This window comes from Roseovarius mucosus DSM 17069, assembly GCF_000768555.3.
GTDB lineage: Bacteria > Pseudomonadota > Alphaproteobacteria > Rhodobacterales > Rhodobacteraceae > Roseovarius > Roseovarius mucosus.
Genome location: NZ_KN293978.2, coordinates 319363 through 342797, shown reverse-complemented (window position 1 = coordinate 342797; position 23435 = coordinate 319363). Strand labels below are relative to the sequence as shown.

Genomic DNA, 23435 nt, shown 5'->3' with positions numbered 1-23435 from the left:
ACTAACTGTTGAACGCATGCCAATTGCGCAGGCGCGCTTTGAGTATATGTCAGCAGCCGTGATGTAACAGGAGCATGACATGGCCCTCACCGACACCGGCGGCAGCTTTACCCAAGGCAACCTTTTCAGGCACATCTCGGTGATGTCCTTTACGTCGAGCATTGGCCTCATGGCCATTTTCGCCGTCGATCTTATTGATATCCTTTTCATTTCCATGCTGGGGCGCGAGGAGCTGGCGGCCGCTGCGGGCTATGCCAGCACGATCATGTTCTTTGCCAGCGCCATCAACATCGGCCTCTCCATCGCCGCAGGCGCGCTCGTGGCCCAGGCCGAAGGGCGCAAGGACAGCAAAGCTGCCCGCGAGGCGGCCAGTGCCACGGCTGTGATCTCGGTCGCCGTAGGCCTTCTCGTGCCACTTCTGGCCTTGCCCTTCATCAACGACATTCTGGGTCTGGTCGGCGCAGAGGGGGCGATGCGCGACATGGCGGCCACATACCTCTGGATCATCCTGCCCACGACCTTTGTCTCGGGTCTCTCGATGGTCGCAGTTGCGGTGCTGCGCGCCTATGGCGATGCCCGCGGCGCCATGTATCCGGCACTCTTGGGGGCGGGCGTCAACCTCGTGCTCGATCCGATCCTGATCTTCAGCCTCAACATGGGCCTCGAAGGGGCGGCCGTGGCGACCGTCTTTGCCCGTGTGGCGACCATGGGCTTGGCCCTTGGCATTGCCATTCTTCGCTACCGGGCCTTCGCCAAACCGCACTTCGCTTGCGTGGTGCGCGATTGTGGCGGGGCGATCGGCATCGCGGCCCCGGCCATGCTGGCCACTGTCGCTACGCCCGTCGGCACCGCGATCGTGACGCGCGAAATGGCCAAATACGGGGCCGATGCGGTGGCGGGCATGGCCGTGATCAATCGTCTGGTGCCGGTAGTCTTTTCCGTGGTGCTGGCGCTCTCGGGTGCAATCGGGCCGATCTTTGGTCAGAATTTCGGGGCAGGGCGGCTGGACCGGGTGCAAGAGACCTTCTTTGACGGGCTCAAGTTTCTGGCGCTCTATGTCCTCACCATGTCGGCGCTGCTTTTTGCGCTACGCGCGCCGATTGCCGATCTCTTTGACGCCACCGGACAGATGCGCAGCCTGCTGTACCTCTATCTCGGGCCACTGGCGCTCGCGTCCTTCTTTAACGGTGCGATATTCATCGCCAATGCCTCGTTCAACAATCTTGGGCATCCGGGCTATTCGACATGGGTCAACTGGGCGCGCAACACGCTGGGCATCTGGCCCTTTGCGGTGGCGTTCGGAATGGTCTGGGGCGCGCCGGGGGTTCTCTTGGGGCAGGCGCTTGGCGGGGTGGTCTTTGCGGGCATCGCGACCTGGCTCAGCCTGCGCGTGATCGAGGCCCCATGCAAGGATCCATTGTCGGGGCATTTCTCATGCCCCGACCAGCGTATGCAGGTTGTGATAAACCGGTGCAGCCGGTCCTGATCTGATGGCTCAAGGGTCGTTGCGACGGTTTCCGCTATCTCAGTTTCATCATCTCTTCTCTGAACGCCTCGAGTGGGGTGCGCCAGCCGAGGCACTTTCTGGGGGTGCTGTTCAGACTGTCGCAAATCGCCTTCATATTACGATTTGAGAGCGCCGCGAGTTGGATGTCGCGTGGCAGATATCGCCGCGCGCGTTTGTTCAGGTTTTCGACCGATCCTTTCTGCCAGGGCGCTTGCGGGTCACAGAACCAGCTTTCGGTGCCGATGCCGGACTTCAGCTTTCGCCACGCACGGAACTCAAAACCGCGGTCGAAGGTGATCGATTTCCGCGCAGGTTGGGGCAGGGGTTCCATCACATCCATCAGTTTGTTGATGAAGTGGGTCGAGCTGCGGTCGTTGTTGCGGAACAGGACGGCAAAGCGCGTTTTGCGTTCGACAAGTGATGCGACATTCATCGTGCCCTGAGACCGCTCGAAGATCATCAGATCGCCTTCCCACTCGCCAAAGGTCTCGCGCGTCTTCACGTAGTCTGGGCGTTCATGGATTGAGCGATCTGGTGGGAAAACCTGTCCTCTGGGGCGTCTGGCATAGCGCGGTTGCCGTTTCTTGCGTCGGCTGGGCAAGTGCCGCGCCAGTTGTTCGGACTGACCTTCGGCGCTGTAGACGTAAGCGTAAATCGTTTCATGGCTGACGCGGACCGGTTGGTCATCGTAGACAAGACGACCTGCGATTTGTTCCGGCGTCCAGCCAATCTTCAACTGGGCGATGACATGAGAACGCAGATCTTCCAGACGGATCAATTTGCGTCGCCGCACGCGCCGGTCCGACGCGTACTTCTGAGCATTCATCCCGTAGTAGCCGTTCAGATACGGCAGCTCTTCGTCGGTGAAATAGTTCCGCTTGATCTCACGATAGACGGTCGAGCGATGCCTGCCAATCTCAGCGGCGATCTTGCTCACTGGCACCTTCGCATTCAGCATGTCTTCGATTGCGCGTCTCTCACGCAAATCCAGCTCTGTATGGGCCATGTCCGTTCTCCTTGCTTTTCAGCAAGATAGGGGATTTGTCGCAACCCAGTTTAGAATGTGCCATCACAGTATCCAGTTTTCGCATAATCAGTATTATGTAATATATTGAGATTACAAAAACGTGAACCCTATCTCTTGCTAACCTCTGTAAAAGACCTGCAAACAATACCTTACAGTTTCATCCTCATGTGGTTTGTTGCGCCAGAGCCGTAAACCCGAGGCCTGTGCCCCGGCGGATGCGCGCCCTCAGACCACGCAGCTCTCGACTCAGGCTAGGCCCACGGTTTAAGAGTGACATGCAGGAGTTTTACCATGACCGCAGTTCTCTTTCTGAACGGACCAAACCTCAATCTTCTCGGCACGCGCCAGCCCGAAGTGTATGGGCGTACAACCCTCGCTGATATAGAAACAACCTGTCAGGATGCCGCCCGTCAGCGCGGCGTGACCGTCGCATTTTACCAGAGCAACCATGAAGGCGCGCTGCTCGATGCGATCCATGCGGCGCGCGGCACATATGATGGAATCATCCTTAACGCGGGTGCCTATACCCATACCTCCGTGGCGCTGATGGACGCCATCAGCTCGGTCGCCATTCCGACCATCGAACTGCATCTGTCGAATGTTCATGCCCGCGAGGCGTTTCGCCACCAGTCCTATATCGCACGTGTCGCACTTGGCGTGATCTGCGGCTTTGGCGCGCAGGGCTACGTTCTGGCGCTTGACGCAATGCTCGGCCATCTGGAGCGTGCCGGATGATCGAAGCCGCAAGGGTCAACACCCTGCTCAATGCCGCCACGATCGAGGAACTCTGGGATCATCATACCCAGTTCATGGCAGAGTACGGATTTGACCGGCTGATCTATGGCTACACCCGCTATCGCACCGCCACGTCGCTCGGCAATCCAGACGATTTCCTGTTGCTGACGAATCATGATCCTTGTTACACGAATGTCTTTGTCGGCGAGGGTCTCTATTTCAATGCGCCCATGGTGCGTTGGGCGCTCGAGAATGACGGGGCTTGCTCGTGGTCGGTGCTGCGCCACATGACCGACAGCGGCACGCTCACCCCAGAAGAGCGCCGGGTGATCGACTTCAACCAAGTACATGGTGTGACGGCGGGCTATTCCATCAGCTTCAAATCGCTCAGCCCCCGCACCAAGGGGGCAATTGCCCTCACCGCGCAAAAAGGTGTCACACAATCAGAGGTAGATGCCCTCTGGTCCCGTTGCGGTGAACAGATCCTTGCCCTCAACAACGTGGCCCATCTGCGGATTCTCTCCCTGCCCTATACCGCACCTGGCCGCGCCCTGACCCCACGCCAACGCGAGGTCCTGGGCTGGGTGGGCGACGGCAAGACGATTCAGGACATCGCCACCATCATGGGCCTGACCCCAGCGACCGTGGAAAAGCATCTGCGCCTCGCGCGTCAGGCGCTGTCCGTCGAAACAACAGCACAGGCGGTGCTCAAGGCAGCATTCCAGAACCAGATCTTCTTTCTTGAAAATTAAGTGATGAAAAACAATCACCTACAGAATGGTATGGATTTCCTTACTTTCGCAAGTTGACGTAACGTAGCACAATGGGATTGTTCCGTGAGTGGTGGCTATTTTGCCTGGGAACACGTGGGTGGCAACGTTTGGATCCATTGACATACGGTGTCACGCACTCCGGCTAATCCGGATGTCGGCCGTTGGTCCTTATTGATCGGGACTGACGGTCGGCGCTACCTGATCGGCGTTTCATCCCCAATAGACGTCCCGGTCAAGAAACGGTGCCTTCCAATGAGGAAGGCACCGTTTTTTTGTCCAGCGAATCCGTCGCCACATCGAGAGGCAACAAAAAAGGCGCCCCACTGGGACGCCTCTTCTGGTTGATCTGCAGAGCCGATCAGCCCTGAGCGACCTTGGCCACTTCGGCGGCAAAGTCCTCTTCTTTCTTCTCGATGCCTTCACCGACTTCCAACCGCACGAATGCGGTGATTTCGGTCCCGGCTTCCTTGGCGGCGGCCTCGACCGTCAGATCGGGGTTCATCACAAAGGCCTGACCCATCAGCGTCACCTCGGCCATGAACTTGGCCATGCGGCCCACGATCATCTTTTCGATCACGGCATCCGGCTTCCCGGATTCGCGCGCGATGTCGATCTGAACCTGACGCTCTTTCTCGACGATTGCCGGGTCCAGAACCGCCTCGTTCAACGCGGCCGGATTGGTCGCGGCCACATGCATCGCCACTTGGCGGGCAAAGCCCTCGTCGCCGGTGAAGGCCACGAGAACGCCGATCTTGCCCATGCCCTCGGTCGCGGCATTGTGGACATAGGCCACCACGCCATCACCCTCAACGCGGGCCATGCGGCGCAGCGCCATGTTCTCGCCAATGGTCGCGATCTTGTCGGTCACGAGATCGGCAACAGCCTTACCATTCACGGTGGCGGCCTTCAGCGCGTCGACGTCAGCCACGCCAACGGCCGCATCCGCGATCGAGGCGACCATAGCCTGAAAATCGGCATTCTTGGCCACGAAGTCGGTCTCAGAGTTGATCTCGACCGCGACACCCACGCCGCCCGCAACCTTGACCGCAACCAGACCCTCGGCGGCGGTGCGCCCGGATTTCTTGGCGGCCTTGGCCAGACCCTTGGTGCGCAGCCAGTCAACCGCGGCTTCCATGTCGCCATCGGTCTCGGTCAGGGCTTTCTTTGCATCCATCATGCCTGCGCCTGTGGTCTCGCGCAGTTCTTTTACCATTGCAGCAGTGATCGCCATTTGGGATCTCCTCAAATTCGGTCTCGGAATTGGGGGCGGGATACCCCTGCCCCCATGTCGGTTTTATGACGGTGCTTCAGCTCTCGGCTTCGGCCAGCGCTTCTTCGACCGGCAGGTTTTCCAACGCGCCCATGTCGACACCTGCGGCACCCAATTGCGCCGACATGCCATCCAGAGCGGCGCGGCTGACCAGATCGCAATAGAGCGCAATCGCGCGTGCGGCGTCATCGTTGCCGGGGATGATATAGTCAATGCCCGCGGGCGAGCAGTTGGTGTCGACAATACCCACAACCGGGATACCCAGCTTGTTGGCTTCGGCCACAGCCAGCGCTTCTTTCTTCACGTCGATCACGAACAGCATGTCCGGCACGCCGCCCATTTCGCGGATCCCGCCCAGGCTGGCCTGAAGCTTGATCTGGTCGCGCTCGATACCAAGACGCTCTTTCTTGGTCAGACCCTCGGCACCTTGCTCCATCATCTCGTCGATCTGCTTGAGACGCTGGATCGACTTCGACACGGTCTGCCAGTTGGTCAGCGTGCCACCCAGCCAACGGTGGTTCATGTAATATTGTGCGCATTTCTCTGCGGCCTCGGCGATCGGCTGTGCCGCCTGACGCTTGGTGCCGACAAAGAGGATGCGGCCATTCTTGGCCACGGTCTCACGGATCGCGTTCAGCGCTGCATCGAGCAGCGGCACGGTCTGGGTGAGGTCCATGATATGAATGCCATTGCGCGCGCCATAAATGAATTCGCCCATGCGGGGATTCCAGCGCTGCGTCTGGTGGCCAAAGTGAACGCCAGCTTCCAACAGCTGACGCATCGTGAACTCGGGAAGAGCCATTACAAAGTTCCTTTTCCGGTTTTCGCCTCGACACGGGAAGAGAAGCGGATGCTTCAACCGGTGGACGGTTGGGGATGTCTCCCCCAACAGCCCGCCCATGCCTGCGGGTTACAGTGGCGCGCGTATACCTGCCCTCTGCCCACTATACAAGCCCCGCTCAGGTATTTTGAACGCCGCGTTCCCGTGGCCCAGATGCCCCATTGTGAGAACGCCCCATTATGCCTAGATATCCGCGTGATCCGCAGGATGGAACCGGTATGAACACCCCCTTTGACGATCTGCCCCCCCCGCCGCGCAAACCAAAACGCTTTGGCAGCCTGCGCGCGTCTTTTCTGACCGGGCTTGTGGTCATCGCACCGGTCGGCTTGACCATCTGGCTGATGTGGACCCTGATCGGCTGGGTCGATGGTTTCGTGCTGCCGCTCATCCCCGCACAGTATCAGCCTGAGCAATACATCGGCATCAACCTGCGCGGCGTGGGTGCCATCATCTTTCTGATCTTCACGGTTCTGGTGGGCTGGATCGCCAAGGGGCTGATCGGGCGTTCGCTGATCCTTTTTGCGGAATCTCTTGTGAACCGCATGCCGGTGGTGCGCTCGATCTATTCGGGCGTCAAACAGATTGCCGAAACCGTCTTTGCCCAATCCGAACGCAGCTTCGAAAAGGCCTGCCTTGTGGAATATCCGCGCAAGGGGATCTGGGCCATCGGCTTCATCTCGACCGAGGCGCGCGGCGAAATCAACGACAAGGCCCGCGCCCAAGGTGAGATGCTCAGCGTTTTCGTTCCCACCACCCCCAACCCCACCTCGGGATTTTTGCTCTACTTCCCGCGCGAAGATGTGATCGAACTGGACATGACCATTGAAGATGCCGCCAAGCTGGTTATTTCCGCCGGTCTGGTCTATCCCGCCGAGCGCACCGATCCCGAGCGCATAACCAAAGAGCGCGCCTGACCCCGCTTCATCTGGCCCCAAATACCTCGGGGGTCCGGGGGCAGCGCCCCCGGCCATTTGCGTCAGAGCGCCGTCCAGCCTCCGTCAACGCTGATCGTGGTGCCGGTGATCTGCGCCGCTGCGTCCGAACACAGGAACAAGGCCGTTCCACCCAATTGCTCGGTCGTGGCGAATTCCTTGGATGGTTGCCGCTCCAGCATGACCTTTTCAATCACCTCTTCCCGCCCCATGTCGTATTTCTTCATGGTATCCGGGATCTGCGCCTCAACCAGCGGGGTCAGCACATAGCCCGGACAGATCGCATTGGCGGTGATCGGCTCTTTCGCGGTCTCCAGCGCCATAACTTTTGTCAGACCCACGATGCCATGCTTGGCCGCCACATAGGCCGATTTATAGGGGCTTGCCGTCAGGCCATGGGCGCTCGCGATATTGATCACCCGGCCCCAGCCCGCCTTGCGCATCATCGGCAGGGCTGCGGCGGTGGTGTGAAACGCGGAGGTGAGATTGATCGCGATGATGGCATCCCACTTCTCGGTCGGAAACTCGTCGATCGGTGCCACATGCTGAATGCCCGCATTATTCACGAGAATGTCACAGCGCCCCGCTTTCTCGATCAGGGCCCGGCATTGATCGCCCTTCGACATATCGGCCTGAATATAGCGCGCCTCGACACCGGTCTCTTGCGCGATTCTCTTGGCCAGCGCGTGATCCTCCTCCGAATCGGTAAAGGAATTGAGCACCACATTGACCCCGGCCCGCGCCAGTTCTTCGGCGATGCCAAGCCCGATGCCCGAGTTCGAGCCGGTGATAACGGCGGTCTTGCCTTTGACGCTCATGTGATTTCTCCCAATAAACATTGCGCCTGCAGCATATGTGCTGCATCTGCGAATTGCACGGGGAATAGCCATCACGCCTGCGCGATGGGCAGAAAAAAACGCCCGCACGAGGCGGGCGTTAAGTTATTGAGGCAGGTTTCATACAGGCAAGAAACCTATCGAGCAGTGCCCCCTTTATAAGCAATCCTGCGCCGCAGTCCAAGCTAAAAGTTTGAAAAGCCTTGAATCCCTCTTTAGGGTCCGGCCCAAGGAAACAAGGCCATCAAGGGATTGTCGCTGAAATGAGATCAGATTTGTTCCGCCGCCTTCGGGCCGGACTGACCGCGATGATCCTGCTCTGGGGGGCCGCTCCGGGGCTGGCCGCGCCTCAGCATGGCATAGCTATGTATGGGGCCCCGGCGCTGCCACCTGATTTTGTGTCCCTGCCCTATGCCAACCCCGAGGTGCCCAAGGGCGGTCGGGTCGTCACCGGCAATGTGGGCGGCTTTGATTCGCTTAATCCCTTCATCCTGCGCGGCACGCCGCCATGGCAATTGGCCGACCTCACCCATGAGACGCTGATGGGCCGATCTTGGGATGAGCCCTTCTCGCTTTACGGTCTTTTGGCCGAATCGGTCGAGACGGACGAGGCCCGCCGCTGGGTCGAATTCACCCTGCGCCCCGAGGCCCGATTCTCGGATGGCAGCCCCGTCACTGTCGAGGATGTGATCTGGTCCTATGAAACCCTCGGCACCCGGGGCCACCCGCGTTATCGCAGTTTCTGGACCAAGGTGGCCGCCATCGCCCAGACCGGCCCACGCTCGCTGCGCCTGACCTTTGCCGAAGAGGATCGCGAACTGGCGCTGCTCGCGGGCCTGCGCCCGATCCTGCAAAAATCGCAATGGCAGGGGCGCGACATCACGGAGGCGGCGATTGACGACATCCCCCTAGGCACCGGCCCCTATGTGGTGGCGGATTACGAGGTCAATCGCCACGTCACCCTGAAACGCAATCCCGATTATTGGGGGCGTGACCTGCCCCTGCGGCGCGGGACCAACAATTTCAACGAGATCCGCATCGAATTCTACGGCGATGACACCGTGCTGAAAGAGGCGTTCAAGGCAGGGCTGGTCAGCTACGTGCGCGAATTCAACGCCGAGGCCTGGGCCAGCCAGTATGATTTCCCCGCCGTCCAACGCGGCGAGATCACGCTGAGCGAAATCCCCCATGGCAAACCCTCGGGCATGACCGGCTTTGTGATGAACACCCGCCGCGCCCCCTTGGATGATTGGCGCGTGCGCGAGGCCCTGATCACCGCCTTCAACTTCGAATATATAAACGACACACTCACGGGCGGTCGCCAACCGCGCATCACCTCTTACTTCTCTGGCTCGGAGCTGGGGATGGATCACGGTCCCGCCACGGGCCGCGTGCGCGATCTCTTGGAACCTTACGCCGACACCCTCCTGCCCGGCACGCTCGACGGCTACAGCCTGCCGGTCAGCGACGGCACCGCCCGCAATCGCACCAACCTGCGGCGCGCCGCCCAGCTCTTGCAAGAGGCGGGCTGGAAGGTGACGGACGGCCAGCTCGTGAACGCATCGGGCCAACCGCTTGCCCTTACAGTGCTCCTGCAACAGGACGGTCTCATGGCACAGGCCAGCGCCATGATGGATATCTATGCCCGCGCGCTTGAACGCCTCGGCATCACACTCAAGATCGAGATGACCGACAAGGCGCAATATGCCGAACGCGAGGCGAATTTCGATTTCGACCTCACCATGATGCGCCGTTCCCTCTCGCTCAGCCCCGGCAATGAACAGATGTTCTATTGGGGCGCGGACTATGCCGACCAGCCCGGCAGCCGCAATCTCATGGGCATGAAATCCCCCGCCGCCGAGGCGATGATCCACGCCATGCTGACCGCCCGCGACCGCGACGCGTTCGTCGCCGCCACCCGCGCGCTCGACCGGGTACTGACCGCCGGGCGCTACGTGATCCCGATCCATCAATATAGCGTGGGTCGTATTGCGCATAAGTCGCAGTTGAAATACCCTGCGGACAGGCTGCCGATCTATGGGGATGGCATTGGCTTTCTCCCCGAGGTATGGTGGTTCCAAGAATAATAATAAAAATCGAAGCAGACATAGGCAAATGACAGGCAAACCCATGCGAAAACTGATTGCGCTTGGCCTCATCACCCTCTTGGCGGGGTGCGCCACGGTGGACGGGATCGGTCGTGACATCTCCGGGGCGGCACGCGGCGTTCAGAGCTGGTTCTGATCCGCAGCGCGCCCTCTCCCAAGAGGGTTTTCGCCTGCGGCCCATTGGGGCGCGGGGGTCTGTTTTATGTGACTCGGAGGTGCAAATGCCTTTCCCCTTGACGCCCCCGCCCATCCTGTCAAAACCCGCCCCATGAGCACCGCAACCCTGACCATCGACCTTGACGCCATCGTGGCCAACTGGCGCGCGCTGGATCGGCTATGCAGCGGCGAAACCGCCGCCGTGGTCAAGGCCGATGCCTACGGCCTCGGGGCTGCCCGCGTGGCCCCGGTCCTCGCCCGCGCCGGCGCACGCCATTTCTTCGTGGCCGTCGCCGAAGAGGGCGTGGCACTCCGTGAAACGCTGGGCGCGGTCCCGGCGATCTATGTGTTTTCCGGCCATATGCCGGGGGATGCCGACATGCTCCGCGATCACGCGCTCATTCCGATGATCAATTCGCTGGAACAGATGATCCGCCACGCCGAGGCGCTGCCGGGCCATCCCTTTGGCATCCAGCTTGACAGCGGCATGAACCGTCTTGGGATGGAACCCGCCGAATGGGCCGCCCTGCGCCAGATCGCGCTGGCCCAAAATCCGGCGCTGATCATGTCGCACCTCGCCTGTGCGGATGAACCCGATCACGCCATGAACCCCCAACAACTCGCCACATTCCGCGAGATGACAGACGGGCTCGACGTGCCGCGCAGCTTTGCCAATACCGGCGGCATCCTGCTTGATCCGGCCTATCACTTCGACCTCGCCCGCCCCGGCATCGGCGTTTATGGCGGCCGTCCCTTTGACGGGGCACAGCCCGTCGTCACCCTCGATATTCCCGTGATCCAGTGCCGCGATCTCGTGCCCGGTGAAACCGTGGGCTATGCCAACAGCTTTACCGCCACGCGCGACACCCGCATTGCCACCATTGCCGCAGGCTATGCCGATGGCATCCTGCGCGCCATGGGACCAAAGACCAGCCTTTGGGCAGGGGATACCCCCTGCCCCATCGCGGGCCGCATTTCCATGGACCTGATCTGCGTCGACATCACCGATCTCGGCCACGATCCCGCCAGCCTGCAACTCCTGGGGGCGCATCAGACCATCGACACGCTGGCCGATAACGCAGGCACCATCGGCTATGAAATCCTGACCTCACTGGGGGCGCGCTATACGCGGCGCTATATTGGCGGATGAACTTTATCCTTGGTTTTCTGGCCTCGATCGGCCGCACCGTGCTGGCCGGTCTGGCGTCCATGGGGCGGATCACGCTCTTTGCCAGTGACACGCTCAGCCATCTGGCGCGCCCCCCCTTCTACTTTCGCGAATTCCTGCATGCGCTGATGCAGATCGGCTGGCTCTCGCTCCCCGTCGTCGGCATGACGGCGCTCTTTACCGGCGGCGCGCTGGCGCTTCAGATTTACGCGGGTGGCGCGCGTTTCAACGCCGAAACCGTCGTGCCCTCGATTGTCGCCATCGGCCTCACCCGTGAACTTGGCCCCGTGCTGGGCGGCCTCATGGTGGCGGCGCGCGTGGCCTCCTCCATCGCCGCCGAGATCGGCACGATGAAGGTGACAGAGCAGATCGACGCGCTCACCACCCTCTCGACCAACCCCATGAAATACCTCACCCTGCCCCGCGTGCTGGCGGCGACCCTTGCCGTGCCGGTCCTCGTGGGCGTGGGCGATGTGCTGGGCATCATGGGCGGGTTTCTGGTGGGCGTGGGGCGGCTCGATTTCTCCGCCGCCACCTATCTGCACAACACGATTGATTTTCTGGAAACCTGGGATGTCGTGTCGGGCCTCATCAAGGGCGCGGCCTTCGGCTTTATCGTGGCGCTGATGGGCTGCTACTATGGCATGAACTCTGGTCGTGGCGCGCAGGGCGTGGGTCGCGCCACCAAATCCGCGGTGGTGGCGGCAAGCGTGCTGATCCTCGCCTCCAACTACCTCCTGACAGAATTGTTCTTCGCGTCATGATAGAGCTTCACAACGTCCACAAGGCTTTCGGTTCCAACCACGTCCTGCGCGGGGTGAGCCTGACCATTCCCTCCGCCACCTCGCTGGTCATCATCGGCGGCTCGGGCACCGGCAAATCCGTGGCGCTGAAATGTATCCTCGGCCTCATCCGCCCCGACAGCGGCACCATCACGCTGGACGGCCAGGACGTGACCAAGGGCGACCGCGACGCCTTTCTCGCCCGCTTCGGCATGCTCTTTCAGGGCGGCGCACTCTTTGACTCGCTGCCCGTCTGGCAAAACGTTGCCTTCCGCCTGCTGCGCGGCTCGCTCAAGCGCCCCCTGTCCGAGGCCCGCGAAATCGCCATCGAGAAATTGCGCCGCGTCGGCCTCAAACCCGATGTCGCCGATAAATTCCCCGCCGAGCTTTCGGGCGGCATGCAAAAGCGCGTGGGCCTCGCCCGCGCCATCGCCGCCGAACCCGAGATCATCTTCTTTGACGAGCCCACCACCGGCCTCGATCCCATCATGGCGGGCGTGATCAACGACCTGATCCGCGAGATCGTCACCGAAATGGGCGCCACCGCCATGACCATCACCCACGATATGACCTCCGTGCGCGCCATCGCCGACAATGTCGCCATGCTGCATGACGGCGTGATCAAATGGACCGGCCCCGTGTCCGAGATGGACCATTCCGGCGATCCCTATCTTGACCAGTTCATCCACGGCCGCGCCGAGGGACCGATCGAGGCGGTGCGGTGAAGGATGGACCAGGCCGCTGAGCTATCCGTCTCGATCCTTCAGCCCGAAATTGGTCTGGGAATTAGGATCTTCCCGTGGCTGATCTTGGCGATTCCCGTTCTTGCTGGCTTTGCACTCTGGCAGCATTGGCACCGCTCTCGTGACTCCAAACACGCTGTGGTAGGTATGATTTTGGCCTCGCTCTGGACGATTTGGAGCGGTTTGCAATGGGCTGGCCTTCTACCAAAGCTTCCCTCCTATCAGTTTTCGGCTTTGCTCTCTGTGTTACTCTTTGTGGGCACGCTCTACGACTGGGTAAAATGTGTTTGGGGAAAGCGTCCTATGCTCGGTGACCTGCTTGTGGTGTCCGCTATCGTCGGTGTTCTCTTGATCTGATCTATGCGATTTCGGTCAATAGAACGGCCTCTCCACTCTCAATTTATCTGGAACGTCCGATTGAAGGTGACTAGATCGAATTGATGCTCAAATTCGCCAACCTCTCGCTCCTCCTTCTCTTCCCCCTCGCGTGGTTCGCCCCCCTCTTGCGCGCAGGCATTGACCTGCCGCTCTTCGGCCTCTCGGAAATCTCCGTCATCTCGGGCCTGCAAGCGCTCTGGCAGAGCGATGTCTACCTGGCCCTTCTGGTCACGGTCTTTGCCCTCTTCGCCCCCTATCTCAAGACCATCGGCTTGGCCCTCCTGCACTTCGGCCTCCTCTCGCCACGCGCCCTGCCCGCGCTGCACCTTTTGGGCAAACTCGCCATGGCCGATATTTTCCTCATCGCGCTCTACATCATCGTGGTCAAAGGCGTCGGCCTTGCGCGGGTTGAGGTGGCCTGGGGTCTCTACCTCTTTACCGCCTGCATCCTCGCCTCGCTCGCGATCAGCCTCTGGCACCGCCACAATCCGCCAAACACCCCCGACACTGTCTGATTTTTCGCAACAATCGCGCGGCACTCGCGCCACACCCCCGCAATCTTGACTCTCAAATGATTGAATTAAGCCTTTGTGTTTCCCGCAATCGGCGTAAACTTGCCGATATTTAAGATGATCTTTCGGGGGGAAGTCATGACCAGCACTTTGAAATCTGCGGCACTGCTGACACAATCCATTTTGCAACGTGCGGCCTTTATCGTCTTTCTGCTCTCGGCGCTCTGCCTCACCGCCGCCACCCTCGCCGCCAGCCTTGGCGCGCTACCTTGGATCGAATTCAGCGCGGGCTTCGGGGGCGAAACCTATCAAAACGCAGGTCAGATCGCCCAGATCGGCCTGACCGTTCTGGCAGTGCTTCTGTGTTTCTACCTGCCGGTCAATGCCCGCATCATGGCGCTCGAAACCTCGCACCGGCGCTTCAACATCGGGATGCAGGACGTGGCCCGCGCCTATCACGCGGCCCATGCGGCAGACCGCGCTGGTCTATTCCGCCTGTCGTCAGAGTTTGACGCCGTCCGCGAACGCCTCGCCTATCTGCGCGACCATCCCGACCTCGGCACGCTGGAGCCGGACCTCCTGGAGGTCGCGGCGCAAATGTCCCATATCAGCCGCGAATTGGCGCAGGTCTATTCCGACGACCGCATCGCCCGCGCGCGCAACTTCCTCACGCAGCGCCAGCAAGAGGTCGAGGCCTTCAAAGCCCGATTGGATCAGGCCAAGCAGATCACCCGCGAACTCAAACACTGGTCCCACGAGGTCGAACTCGAGGAAAGCGTTGCCGCCAGCCAGTTGCAACGCCTGCATGACGAACTGCGAGAGGTGCTGCCGGAACTGGGTCTGGAAGACATCCTGCGCCACGACGGCACCGTGATCGACATCACCCAGAAGGCGGCGGAATAACCGCCTGAGAGGTTTCGCATTTGACCGCGCCCGCCGCTTGGGGCATCAGGCGCATATGGCAAAACCCGGCACCTTCACCTGCACGGCCTGCGGCGCGGTTCACAACCGCTGGTCGGGGCGTTGTGACGCTTGCGGCGAATGGAACAGCATCGTCGAAGAGGCCCCGCTCTCGACCGGCCCCAAGGGCAAAACCCTGGGCGGCAAACGCGGCACCCCCCTCACCCTCACGGACCTCTCGACCGAAGAGGCCCCGCCGCCGCGCACGCTCTCCGGCATCGGTGAATTAGACCGCGTTCTGGGCGGTGGTCTCGTGCCTTCCAGCGCCATTCTGGTAGGCGGTGATCCCGGTATCGGCAAATCCACGCTCCTGTTGCAGGCCGCCGCGCGCTTTGCGGGTGCCGGCCTCAAGACCTTCTACATCTCCGGCGAAGAGGCCAGCGCACAGGTCCGCATGCGCGCACAGCGCTTGGGTCTCGGCGAGGCGCCGGTAAAACTCGCCGCCGCCACATCGCTGCGCGACATCCTGACCACGATGGAATCCGAAAAGCCCGACCTCGTGATCATCGACTCGATCCAGACCGTCTGGTCCGACACGGTCGAGGCCGCCCCCGGCAGCGTCAGCCAGGTTCGCGCCGCCGCCCATGAGCTGACCAGCTTTGCCAAACGCTTCGGCACCTCCGTGATCCTTGTCGGCCATGTCACCAAGGACGGGCAGATCGCTGGCCCCCGCGTGGTCGAACATATGGTGGATTGCGTGCTTTATTTCGAGGGCGAGCGTGGGCATCAATTCCGTATCCTGCGCTCGGTCAAGAACCGCTTTGGCCCCGCCGATGAAATCGGCGTGTTCGAGATGACAGGCGCAGGTCTGGCCGAGGTGGCCAACCCCTCTGCCCTCTTTCTCTCGGGGCGCGGCGCACCCACCCCCGGCTCGGTCGTGTTCTCGGGGATCGAGGGCACGCGCCCCCTGCTGGTCGAGATGCAGGCGCTCGTTGCCCCAACACCCCATGCCCAACCGCGCCGCGCCGTCGTGGGCTGGGATGGCGCAAGGCTCGCGATGATTCTCGCCGTGCTCGAGGCGCGTTGCGGCATCCCCTTTGCCGGGCTTGATGTCTATCTCAACGTCGCGGGCGGCCTCAAGATCAGCGAACCCGCCGCCGATTTGGCCGTCGCCGCCGCCCTGCTCAGCGCGCGCGAGGATACAGCCCTGCCCGCCGAAACCGTGGTTTTCGGGGAAATTAGCCTCTCTGGCGCGTTGCGTCCGGTGGGTCAGACCGAAAACAGGTTGAAAGAGGCGCAAAAACTTGGTTTCACAGCCGCGATCACCCCGTCCGGCAGCAAGACGACGGGGGACAGTGGTCTCAAACTCACCCATATGGGGGATTTGACCACTTTCGTGGGTGACATTTTCGGCGCAGGTTAGGCGCCTATCGGGACAGGAAGAGGCATATGGAAGGTTTCACCATCATCGACGGCGTCGTGGCGCTCTTCATCGTGCTCTCGGCGCTTCTGGCCTATTCGCGCGGCTTCGTGCGCGAATCCCTCGCCATCGCGGGCTGGGTCGTGGCCGGCGTCCTCGCCTTCATCTTCGCCCCGCAGGTGGAACCGCTGGTCAAGGAAATCCCGGTGGTCGGCGAATTCATCGCCGATAGCTGCGAGCTTTCGATGATCGGGGCCTTCGCCGTGGTCTTTGCCGTGGGGCTGATCATCGCTTCGCTCATCACACCGCTGTTTTCCTCACTGGTGCAACGCTCGGTTCTGGGCGGCCTCGACCAGGGGCTTGGCTTTGTCTTTGGCGTGGCGCGCGGCGTACTGCTCGTCGCCATCGCCTATTTCGTCTATCAGACGGTCATTTCCTCGCAGTCCATCCAGATCATCGACGACAGCCGCTCGGCGCGCGTCTTCTCGCAACTGACCGGCAAGATCGAAGACCGCGACCCCGACGAGGCGCTGGGCTGGATCACCCGCCAATACGAAGAGCTGATCGCCCAATGCGAGGCCCCGCAGTAACCGATGCTGCCGCAAAGCCCGGTTCTCGCCCTCATATTCATGGCCTTGGCCGGGCTGGCCGTGGCCATTCAGGCACCGCTCAACTCGGCCCTTGGGCGCACGATCGAGAGCTCCATCACCGCCGCCGCCGTGTCATTTGGCGTGGGCTTCGTGGCGCTGGTGCTCTTGGTGGCCCTCTCGGGTGACAGCGCCGCCTTTGGCCGCGCCGCCCTCGCCCCGCGCTGGCTCTTGCTTGGCGGCCTTCTGGGCGCGTTCTTTGTCTGGGCCTCGCTTTGGAGCGTGCCAGTTCTGGGCGTGCTCACCACCACGGCGGCGCTCATTCTGGGGCAGATGGTTGGGGCCATGGTGCTCGATTACATCGGTGCATTCGGCATCGCCGCGCGCGATCTGTCGTGGACCCGCCTCACGGCGGCCCTCCTGGTGGGTGCCGGCGTCATCCTTTCGCGCTTCTGACCACTCGCCAGCCATCGCATCGCCACGTTATCTGTGATAGTTTCGTGACATGTGCCGCCTGAGCGCGTATGACACGCCCAAGCGAAATCCATGGATTCGGAGCTGCCCGCTTTGCCCAAACAGATGCCCCCCGCCCACCCCTTCGACGATGACAAGCTGAAGGAGGAATGCGGAATCTTTGGCGTGATCGGCCTGACCGACGCGGCAAATTTCGTGGCCCTCGGCCTGCACGCCCTGCAACACCGTGGACAAGAGGCGGGCGGTATCGTCAGCCATGATCCCGAGCAAGGGTTCAACTCGGTGCGCCGCTTTGGCTATGTGCGCGACAATTTCACCAGCCAGTCGCTGATGGAAACCCTGCCCGGCCCACTGGCCATCGGCCATGTGCGCTATTCCACCGCTGGATCAAAAGGGGCCGCGATCCGCGATGTGCAGCCCTTCTTTGGCGAATTCGCCATCGGCGGGGCCGCGATTGCTCATAACGGCAACATCACCAACGCCATTGCCCTGCGCAAGGAACTGATCGAACGCGGTTCGATCTTTCAATCCGGCTCTGACAGCGAATGCATCATTCACCTGATGGCCCGCTCGCTGCAAAAACGTATCCCCGAACGGATGGAGGATGCGCTGCGGCGCGTCGAAGGCGCGTTTTCCGTCGTGGCCATGACCCGGTCGAAACTCATCGGCGTGCGCGATCCCCTCGGCGTGCGCCCGCTCGTCTTGGGCCAATTGGGTGAAGGCTGGGTGCTCAGCTCTGAAACCTGCGCGCTCGACATCATCGGCGCGCGCCTCGTGCGCGAGATCGAGCCGGGCGAAATGGTCGTCATCACCGCCGGTGGCGGCGTCGAGAGCCATTTTCCCTTCCGCCGCCAACCCTCGCGCTTCTGCATCTTCGAGCATGTCTATTTCTCGCGCCCCGATTCGATCATCGGCGGCCGCTCGGTCTATGAAACCCGCCATCAGATCGGCGTGGAACTGGCCCGCGAGGCTCCGGTCGATGCCGATCTGGTCTGCCCCGTGCCCGATAGCGGCACGCCAGCCGCCATCGGCTATAGCCACGAATCGGGCATCCCCTTCGCGATGGGGATCATCCGCAATCAATACATGGGCCGTACCTTCATCGAGCCCACCGAACAGATCCGCAACATGGGCGTGCGGCTCAAGCTCAACGTCAACCGCGCCCTGATCGAGGGCAAGCGCGTCATTCTCGTGGATGACAGCGTGGTGCGCGGCACCACCAGCCGCAAGATCAAGGAGATGATCCTTGATGCCGGCGCCGCCGAGGTTCATTTTCGTATCGCGTCGCCCCCTACGGCTTGGCCCTGTTTTTACGGGGTGGACACGCCGCAGCGCGAGAAACTCCTCGCCGCGACCATGTCAGAGGATGAGATGCGTGACCATTTGCAGGTCGATAGCCTCAAGTTCATATCGCTTGACGGTCTCTACCGCGCCGTGGGCGAGGCGGGCGGGCGCAATGCCAAATGCCCGCAATATTGCGATGCCTGCTTCTCGGGCGAATATCCCGTGGCCCCCTCCGACATGATCGAACAGGGCTTCGCGCTGAAAGCCGCCGAATAACAACCCCGCTCAGTCGCCATACCCGGCGGCTGAGCGGAGATTTGCCCGCGCGATTCTGCATTGCGGCAACTCCTTGCCGACCCGCGCCACGGCCCTTTCCCCTGCCTCTTTCCCCGTCTAGATGCCCGCCAGAGCACTGCACGAAACCAGAGCACTGCACGAAAGAGGCAAAGGTGACAGAACATACAGAAACCCCCGCCGCCACGTTAGAGGCCGCAACCCAGCATGACGCGCTGCCTGATGCCCGGCTCACGCTTGTCGGCACCCTGCATGGTCCCTCCCATGCCCGCGCACTCCTTCGGATCGGCAACGCCGTCCACACCGTCGAGGTGGGCACCAGCCTTGGCTCAGCCAAGGTCACGGCCATCGGCGAAGGCGTCGTGATCCTCGCCCGCTCCGGGCGCAGCGAACGCCTCAGCCTGCCCGCGTCCTGATCCGATCCGCCACAGAAAAACGCCGCCCCCTCGCAGGGGCGGCGTTTCTCTTTACTTGGTTGGCGTATAAGGCGTCAGCCTTTACGCGCCCGGATCAGGGCGGTGGCCCCGGTTACTATCATCGCCGCGATCACGGCCTTGACCACATCACCCAGCAGAAACGGCGCCATCCAACCGGACCAGAGCGCATCGGCGCTCTTGCCCAACATGGCCGCAGGCCATGCCAGACCCGGCAGGTAAAGCAGCGCCGAAATCCCCATGCCGCAAAGTGCGGTGGACACGACACCCCGCGCCAACCCGCGCTCGACCGCGAGGCCCGCCAGATAGGCCATGGCGACAAAGCCAAAGAGGAACCCGGCGGTCGGCCCCATCAGCGCCACACCGTTCAAGCCACCCGCAAATACCGGCAGCCCCATCGCGCCCTCGGCCAGATAGGCCAGCAGCGTGAGCGCGCCCAAACGCGACCCAAAGGTCAGACCGATCATCAGGATCGCCAATGTCTGAAGCGTCAGCGGCACCGGGTAAAACGGCACGCTCACCTGTGCGGCGACCGCAATCAGGAAAGAACCACCCAGAACCAGCCCCGCTTGGCGGAGCAGTGTATCGTGGCCGATCACGGCCTTGGTCAAAACTGTATTGCGCATCGTTCACGCCCCTCTGTTATGTCTCTCACCCGACTTTTTCGCTGCATGTGCGAGAAAGTCAAGCGATTGCCCTTGAATTGCCCCGCAACTGGTGGGATTTCCCTTATATGGACAGCATCACACCCCTCCCCATTGCCCTTGTGACCGGCGCATCGCGCGGTCTGGGGGCCGCCATGGCCGAGGCCTTGGCCAAAACCCACCACGTCGTCGCCGTCGCCCGGACCACCGGCGCGCTCGAGGAACTCGACGATCGCATCCAGGCCGCAGGTGGTCAGGCGACGCTGGCCCCGATGGACATCACCAATACCGGGGCGATGGCGCAGCTGTGCCGCTCGATCCATGACCGCTGGGGCGCGATTGCCACTTGGGTTCATGCGGCGGTCCATGCTGCCCCCCTGACGCCCGCCGCGCATCTGTCCGAGGGCGACTGGACCAAATCGGTCGCCTGCAACGTCACCGCCACCGGCATCCTCATTCCCTTCCTCACCCCGCTTCTGGGCACCGAGGGTCGGGCCGTCTTCTTTGACGATGCCCATGCGGGCGAGAAATTCTTTGGCGCTTACGGCGCCACCAAGGCCGCGCAAATCGCCCTCGCGCGCTCCTGGCAGGTCGAAACGGTTAGAACCGGACCGCGCGTGCATATCCTGACACCAAACCCCATGGCCACCGCCACCCGCGCCCGCTTTCACCCCGGCGAGGATCGCGATGCCCTTGCCCATCCCCGCGATGAGGCCGCGCGCCTGATGGCAGAATTGAACTGAGGCCCCCTCCCAAGCTTGCCGCCCGCCCCGGTGCCCGCTAGACAGAGACCACACAAGAAAAAAGGGCAGGCCATGCGTATTCTGATCACCAATGACGACGGCATCAACGCCCCCGGTCTGGCCGTTCTCGAGGAAATCGCCAATGCCCTCGCCGGTCCGGAGGGCGAGGTATGGACAGTGGCCCCCGCCTTTGAACAATCCGGCGTCGGGCATTGCATTTCCTACACCCGTCCGATGATGATCTCGAAAATGGCCGAGCGCCGCTATGCCGCCGAGGGCAGCCCCGCCGATTGCGTCCTTGCGGGCCTGCATGACGTGATGAAGGACGCAGCACCCGACCTCGTACTTTCGGGCGTCAATCGCGGCAACAACGCCGCCGAGAACGCAGTCTACTCCGGCACCGTGGGCGCCGCGATGGAGGCCGCGCTCCAGGGTGTGCCCGCCGTGGCCCTCAGCCAGTATTACGGCCCCGCCAATCGCGATCTCGACGACACCTTCGAGGCCGCGCGCGTTCACGGCCTGCCCACCCTGCGCCGCCTGCTCGACAAGGGCGTCTGGACCCGTGACGATTACGGCATCTTCTACAATATCAACTTTCCGCCCGTGCCCGCAGCCGAGGTCAAGGGCATCCGCGCCGCACGTCAGGGCTTTCGCCGCGACATAGGCTTTGGCGTCCAGCCGCATGTCGCCCCCTCGGGGCGGCGCTTTCTCTGGGTCACGGGCGCGCCCCAGCACGAACCCACCAGCCCCGGCTCGGATGCGGATGTGAACCTTCAGGGCTACATCTCCGTCACCCCCATGCGCGCGGATCTCACCGCCCATGACGCGCTGGAGGCGCTCAAGGCGATCGAATGACCGAGGACGAGGATCACAGCAGCGCCGAACGCAAGATGCAGTTTCTCTTTGCCCTGCGCTCCAAGGGCGTGACCGATGCGCGGGTTCTCACCGCGATGGAGCAGATCGACCGGGGCCCATTCATTCGGGGCTATTTCGCGGAACGCGCCTACGAGGATATGCCGCTGCCGATTGCCTGCGGCCAGACCATCAGCCAGCCCTCGGTTGTGGGCCTGATGACACAGGCGCTCAAGGTCACGAACCGCGACAAGGTGCTCGAGGTCGGCACCGGCTCGGGCTATCAGGCCGCAATCCTCAGCCAGTTGGCCCGCCGCGTCTATACCGTGGACCGCCACAAACGTCTGGTGACAGAGGCGTCAGAGATTTTTCGCGCCCTCGATCTGACCAACATCACCGCGCTCACCGCCGATGGCAGCTTTGGCTTGCCCGATCAGGCGCCGTTTGACCGCATCATCGTCACCGCCGCCGCCGAAGACCCGCCCGGCCCCCTATTGGCCCAACTCAAGATCGGGGGTATCATGGTCGTGCCCGTGGGTCAGTCCGACGCCGTGCAACGGTTGATCCGCGTCACCCGGCACGAAAACGGTTTTGAATATGACGAATTACGCCCTGTGCGCTTTGTCCCGCTGGTCGAAGGGCTTGGGCGCGACGGCTAAGCCCTGTATAAGCAGGGCATGTGCAAACCAAGGTCCCGGCCAACAAGGGACCACTCAAGAGGATGATCGAGATGCGTAAACTCCCCCGCTCCGCACCGTTGCTGGCAACCATGGCCTTCGCTCTGGCGGCCTGTGATCAACCCCTCGATCTCGACATGCGCGGCGCCTTCGGCAACGCACCCAGCACCGCCGAGGCGGCCCGCAACGCCACCGCCCCGCGCCCACAGCCCGATGCCCGCGGCATCATCTCCTATCCCGGCTATCAGGTCGCCGTGGCCGAACGCGGCGATACGGTCGGCAGTCTGGCCCGCCGCATCGGGGCCGACCCCGGCGAACTTGCGCGCTACAACGGCGTGCAGACCGGCGATCCCCTGCGCAAGGGTGAGATCCTCGCCCTGCCCGGTCGCGTCGCCGAACCCTTGGGCGGCCCGATCCAATCCCCCTCCGACGTGGACATCGGCAGCCTTGCCGATGGCGCGATCCGCCGCGCCGATTCCCAAACGGTCACGACAACGGCCCTGCCCCCCGCAACGCCCGGCACCGCCACAGCCCCGGCGCAGGTCGGCGTCGAACCCGTCCGCCACAAGGTCGAGCGCGGCGAGACCGCCTTTTCCATCGCCCGGCTCTACAATGTCTCGATCCGTAGCTTGGCCGACTGGAACGGGCTTGGCCCCGATTTCTCGGTACGCGAGGGGCAGTTCCTGCTGATTCCCGTGGCCCTTCCGGGCGAGAAAACCGCCCCCTTCGACGAAACCGAAGTGGCCGCCGTCACCCCGCCGGGGGCCGGCACGCCCACACCCACCCCGCCAAGCGCCTCCAAGCCGCTGCCGGATGAGAAAACCACGCCCAAGGCCGCGCCGGTCGAGAAAATCGCCGCCCCCGATCTCGGCAAGACCGAAACCAAGGCCAGCGCCGCGCGCATGTCCTTCCCCGTCAAGGGCGACATCATCCGCGAATATGCCAAGGGCCGCAACGACGGCATCGACATCTCCGCCACCCCCGGCGCGCCGGTCGTCGCCGCCGACGCGGGCACCGTTGCTGCCATCACCGAGGATACCAACGGTATCCCGATCATCGTGGTGAAACACGCAGGCTCGCTCCTGACGGTCTATTCCAATGTCGAGGGGCTGACCGTCAAGAAAGGCGACAGCGTCACACGCGGCCAGAAGCTCGCTGAAATTCGCCGCACCGGCACACCGGCCCTGCATTTCGAGGTGCGCGACGGCTTCGACAGCGTCGATCCGATGCGCTTCCTCGGGGGCTAGAGCATCGTGATCACAACGCCCCGGCCCCCGAGCCGGGGCCGCTGCGCGTCCTCGGCAAGGTTCCCGGTCAAACCCGGAAAGGGTTCGGTTTAGATGGGGTGTAACAGGCTT

26 protein-coding genes are annotated in these 23435 nt (G+C 62.3%); 21 read left to right on the top strand and 5 right to left on the bottom strand.

Annotated features, from left to right (window positions below):
• The first annotated feature begins 79 nt into the window (after positions 1-79).
• The gene (locus ROSMUC_RS08715) at positions 80-1486 is read left to right on the top strand and encodes an MATE family efflux transporter (protein ID WP_037271784.1); all 1407 of its coding nucleotides are present in this window, start codon (positions 80-82) and stop codon (positions 1484-1486) included.
• A 34-nt stretch (positions 1487-1520) separates the two neighbouring features.
• On the opposite strand, the gene ROSMUC_RS08710 is transcribed toward ROSMUC_RS08715, so the two are convergent.
• Positions 1521-2513 carry an IS30 family transposase gene (locus tag ROSMUC_RS08710; protein WP_037271781.1) on the bottom strand — a complete coding sequence of 331 codons (993 nt, stop codon included), beginning with the start codon at positions 2511-2513 and terminating at the stop codon, positions 1521-1523.
• A 312-nt stretch (positions 2514-2825) separates the two neighbouring features.
• Here ROSMUC_RS08710 and aroQ point away from each other — a divergent pair, with 312 nt between their 5' ends.
• Together aroQ and ROSMUC_RS08700 are read left to right on the top strand one after the other, a co-directional pair.
• Positions 2826-3269 carry a type II 3-dehydroquinate dehydratase gene (aroQ, locus tag ROSMUC_RS08705; RefSeq protein WP_037271779.1) on the top strand — a complete coding sequence of 148 codons (444 nt, stop codon included), beginning with the start codon at positions 2826-2828 and terminating at the stop codon, positions 3267-3269.
• Positions 3266-4021, top strand: a complete 756-nt coding sequence (locus ROSMUC_RS08700; RefSeq protein WP_037271776.1) for a LuxR family transcriptional regulator — start codon at positions 3266-3268, stop codon at positions 4019-4021. Before aroQ ends, ROSMUC_RS08700 begins: the two co-directional genes overlap by 4 nt.
• Before the next feature lie 379 nt (positions 4022-4400).
• On the opposite strand, the gene tsf is transcribed toward ROSMUC_RS08700, so the two are convergent.
• Positions 4401-5273, bottom strand: coding sequence for a translation elongation factor Ts (gene tsf / locus ROSMUC_RS08695; protein WP_037271773.1), 873 nt, complete (start codon positions 5271-5273; stop codon positions 4401-4403).
• 76 nt (positions 5274-5349) lie between these two features.
• On the bottom strand, positions 5350-6114 hold the full coding sequence (rpsB, locus tag ROSMUC_RS08690; protein ID WP_037271769.1) for a 30S ribosomal protein S2: 765 nt from the start codon (positions 6112-6114) through the stop codon (positions 5350-5352).
• Between the two features lie 257 nt (positions 6115-6371).
• Between rpsB and ROSMUC_RS08685 the strand changes: the two genes are divergently transcribed.
• Entirely contained in the window at positions 6372-7067 is a 696-nt protein-coding gene (locus ROSMUC_RS08685) for a DUF502 domain-containing protein (RefSeq protein ID WP_037271766.1), read from the top strand.
• Positions 7068-7129: 62 nt separating this feature from the next.
• On the opposite strand, the gene ROSMUC_RS08680 is transcribed toward ROSMUC_RS08685, so the two are convergent.
• Positions 7130-7903: a 3-hydroxybutyrate dehydrogenase gene (locus ROSMUC_RS08680; RefSeq protein WP_037271763.1), complete on the bottom strand. Its 774-nt coding sequence runs from the start codon at positions 7901-7903 to the stop codon at positions 7130-7132.
• A 281-nt stretch (positions 7904-8184) separates the two neighbouring features.
• On the opposite strand from ROSMUC_RS08680, the gene ROSMUC_RS08675 reads away from it, so the two are divergent.
• The 13 genes from ROSMUC_RS08675 to ROSMUC_RS08615 all read left to right on the top strand — a co-directional run bounded on the left by ROSMUC_RS08675 (position 8185) and on the right by ROSMUC_RS08615 (position 19143).
• A complete protein-coding gene (locus ROSMUC_RS08675; protein WP_037271760.1) occupies positions 8185-10008 on the top strand; it encodes an extracellular solute-binding protein in 1824 nt (607 codons plus the stop codon).
• 43 nt (positions 10009-10051) lie between these two features.
• Positions 10052-10165 carry an entericidin EcnA/B family protein gene (locus ROSMUC_RS08670; protein ID WP_102105903.1) on the top strand — a complete coding sequence of 38 codons (114 nt, stop codon included), beginning with the start codon at positions 10052-10054 and terminating at the stop codon, positions 10163-10165.
• 132 nt (positions 10166-10297) lie between these two features.
• Positions 10298-11335 carry an alanine racemase gene (gene alr, locus ROSMUC_RS08665; protein WP_037271757.1) on the top strand — a complete coding sequence of 346 codons (1038 nt, stop codon included), beginning with the start codon at positions 10298-10300 and terminating at the stop codon, positions 11333-11335.
• Complete coding sequence (locus tag ROSMUC_RS08660) at positions 11332-12117, top strand: MlaE family ABC transporter permease (RefSeq protein ID WP_075571720.1); 786 nt, start codon at positions 11332-11334, stop codon at positions 12115-12117. Before alr ends, ROSMUC_RS08660 begins: the two co-directional genes overlap by 4 nt.
• A complete protein-coding gene (locus tag ROSMUC_RS08655) occupies positions 12114-12860 on the top strand; it encodes an ABC transporter ATP-binding protein (RefSeq protein WP_037271754.1) in 747 nt (248 codons plus the stop codon). Before ROSMUC_RS08660 ends, ROSMUC_RS08655 begins: the two co-directional genes overlap by 4 nt.
• Positions 12861-12863: 3 nt before the next feature.
• Positions 12864-13235, top strand: coding sequence for a hypothetical protein (locus tag ROSMUC_RS08650; RefSeq protein WP_037271751.1), 372 nt, complete (start codon positions 12864-12866; stop codon positions 13233-13235).
• A gap of 83 nt (positions 13236-13318) precedes the next feature.
• Positions 13319-13771: a paraquat-inducible protein A gene (locus ROSMUC_RS08645; RefSeq protein ID WP_037271748.1), complete on the top strand. Its 453-nt coding sequence runs from the start codon at positions 13319-13321 to the stop codon at positions 13769-13771.
• Between the two features lie 135 nt (positions 13772-13906).
• On the top strand, positions 13907-14671 hold the full coding sequence (locus tag ROSMUC_RS08640) for a hypothetical protein (RefSeq protein WP_037272014.1): 765 nt from the start codon (positions 13907-13909) through the stop codon (positions 14669-14671).
• Between the two features lie 55 nt (positions 14672-14726).
• A complete protein-coding gene (gene radA, locus ROSMUC_RS08635; RefSeq protein ID WP_037271745.1) occupies positions 14727-16091 on the top strand; it encodes a DNA repair protein RadA in 1365 nt (454 codons plus the stop codon).
• A gap of 26 nt (positions 16092-16117) precedes the next feature.
• Positions 16118-16678, top strand: a complete 561-nt coding sequence (locus ROSMUC_RS08630; RefSeq protein ID WP_037271742.1) for a CvpA family protein — start codon at positions 16118-16120, stop codon at positions 16676-16678.
• Positions 16679-16681: 3 nt separating this feature from the next.
• Positions 16682-17131 (top strand): DMT family transporter, encoded by a 450-nt coding sequence (locus ROSMUC_RS08625; protein ID WP_037271738.1) that lies wholly within the window; start codon positions 16682-16684, stop codon positions 17129-17131.
• Between the two features lie 123 nt (positions 17132-17254).
• Positions 17255-18709 (top strand): amidophosphoribosyltransferase, encoded by a 1455-nt coding sequence (purF, locus tag ROSMUC_RS08620; protein ID WP_206018435.1) that lies wholly within the window; start codon positions 17255-17257, stop codon positions 18707-18709.
• A 173-nt stretch (positions 18710-18882) separates the two neighbouring features.
• Complete coding sequence (locus ROSMUC_RS08615; RefSeq protein WP_037271735.1) at positions 18883-19143, top strand: hypothetical protein; 261 nt, start codon at positions 18883-18885, stop codon at positions 19141-19143.
• Positions 19144-19217: 74 nt separating this feature from the next.
• Here the strand turns inward: ROSMUC_RS08615 and ROSMUC_RS08610 are convergent, their stop codons facing one another.
• Positions 19218-19787 (bottom strand): biotin transporter BioY, encoded by a 570-nt coding sequence (locus ROSMUC_RS08610; RefSeq protein ID WP_037271732.1) that lies wholly within the window; start codon positions 19785-19787, stop codon positions 19218-19220.
• A 107-nt stretch (positions 19788-19894) separates the two neighbouring features.
• Between ROSMUC_RS08610 and ROSMUC_RS08605 the strand changes: the two genes are divergently transcribed.
• The 4 genes from ROSMUC_RS08605 to ROSMUC_RS08590 all read left to right on the top strand — a co-directional run bounded on the left by ROSMUC_RS08605 (position 19895) and on the right by ROSMUC_RS08590 (position 23324).
• Positions 19895-20548, top strand: a complete 654-nt coding sequence (locus tag ROSMUC_RS08605) for an SDR family NAD(P)-dependent oxidoreductase (RefSeq protein ID WP_037271730.1) — start codon at positions 19895-19897, stop codon at positions 20546-20548.
• Positions 20549-20620: 72 nt separating this feature from the next.
• Complete coding sequence (gene surE, locus ROSMUC_RS08600; RefSeq protein ID WP_037271727.1) at positions 20621-21403, top strand: 5'/3'-nucleotidase SurE; 783 nt, start codon at positions 20621-20623, stop codon at positions 21401-21403.
• Complete coding sequence (locus tag ROSMUC_RS08595; protein WP_037271725.1) at positions 21400-22059, top strand: protein-L-isoaspartate(D-aspartate) O-methyltransferase; 660 nt, start codon at positions 21400-21402, stop codon at positions 22057-22059. The genes surE and ROSMUC_RS08595 overlap by 4 nt, the downstream gene beginning before the upstream one ends.
• Positions 22060-22121: 62 nt before the next feature.
• Positions 22122-23324: a peptidoglycan DD-metalloendopeptidase family protein gene (locus ROSMUC_RS08590; RefSeq protein WP_037272011.1), complete on the top strand. Its 1203-nt coding sequence runs from the start codon at positions 22122-22124 to the stop codon at positions 23322-23324.
• Positions 23325-23435 lie beyond the last annotated feature (111 nt).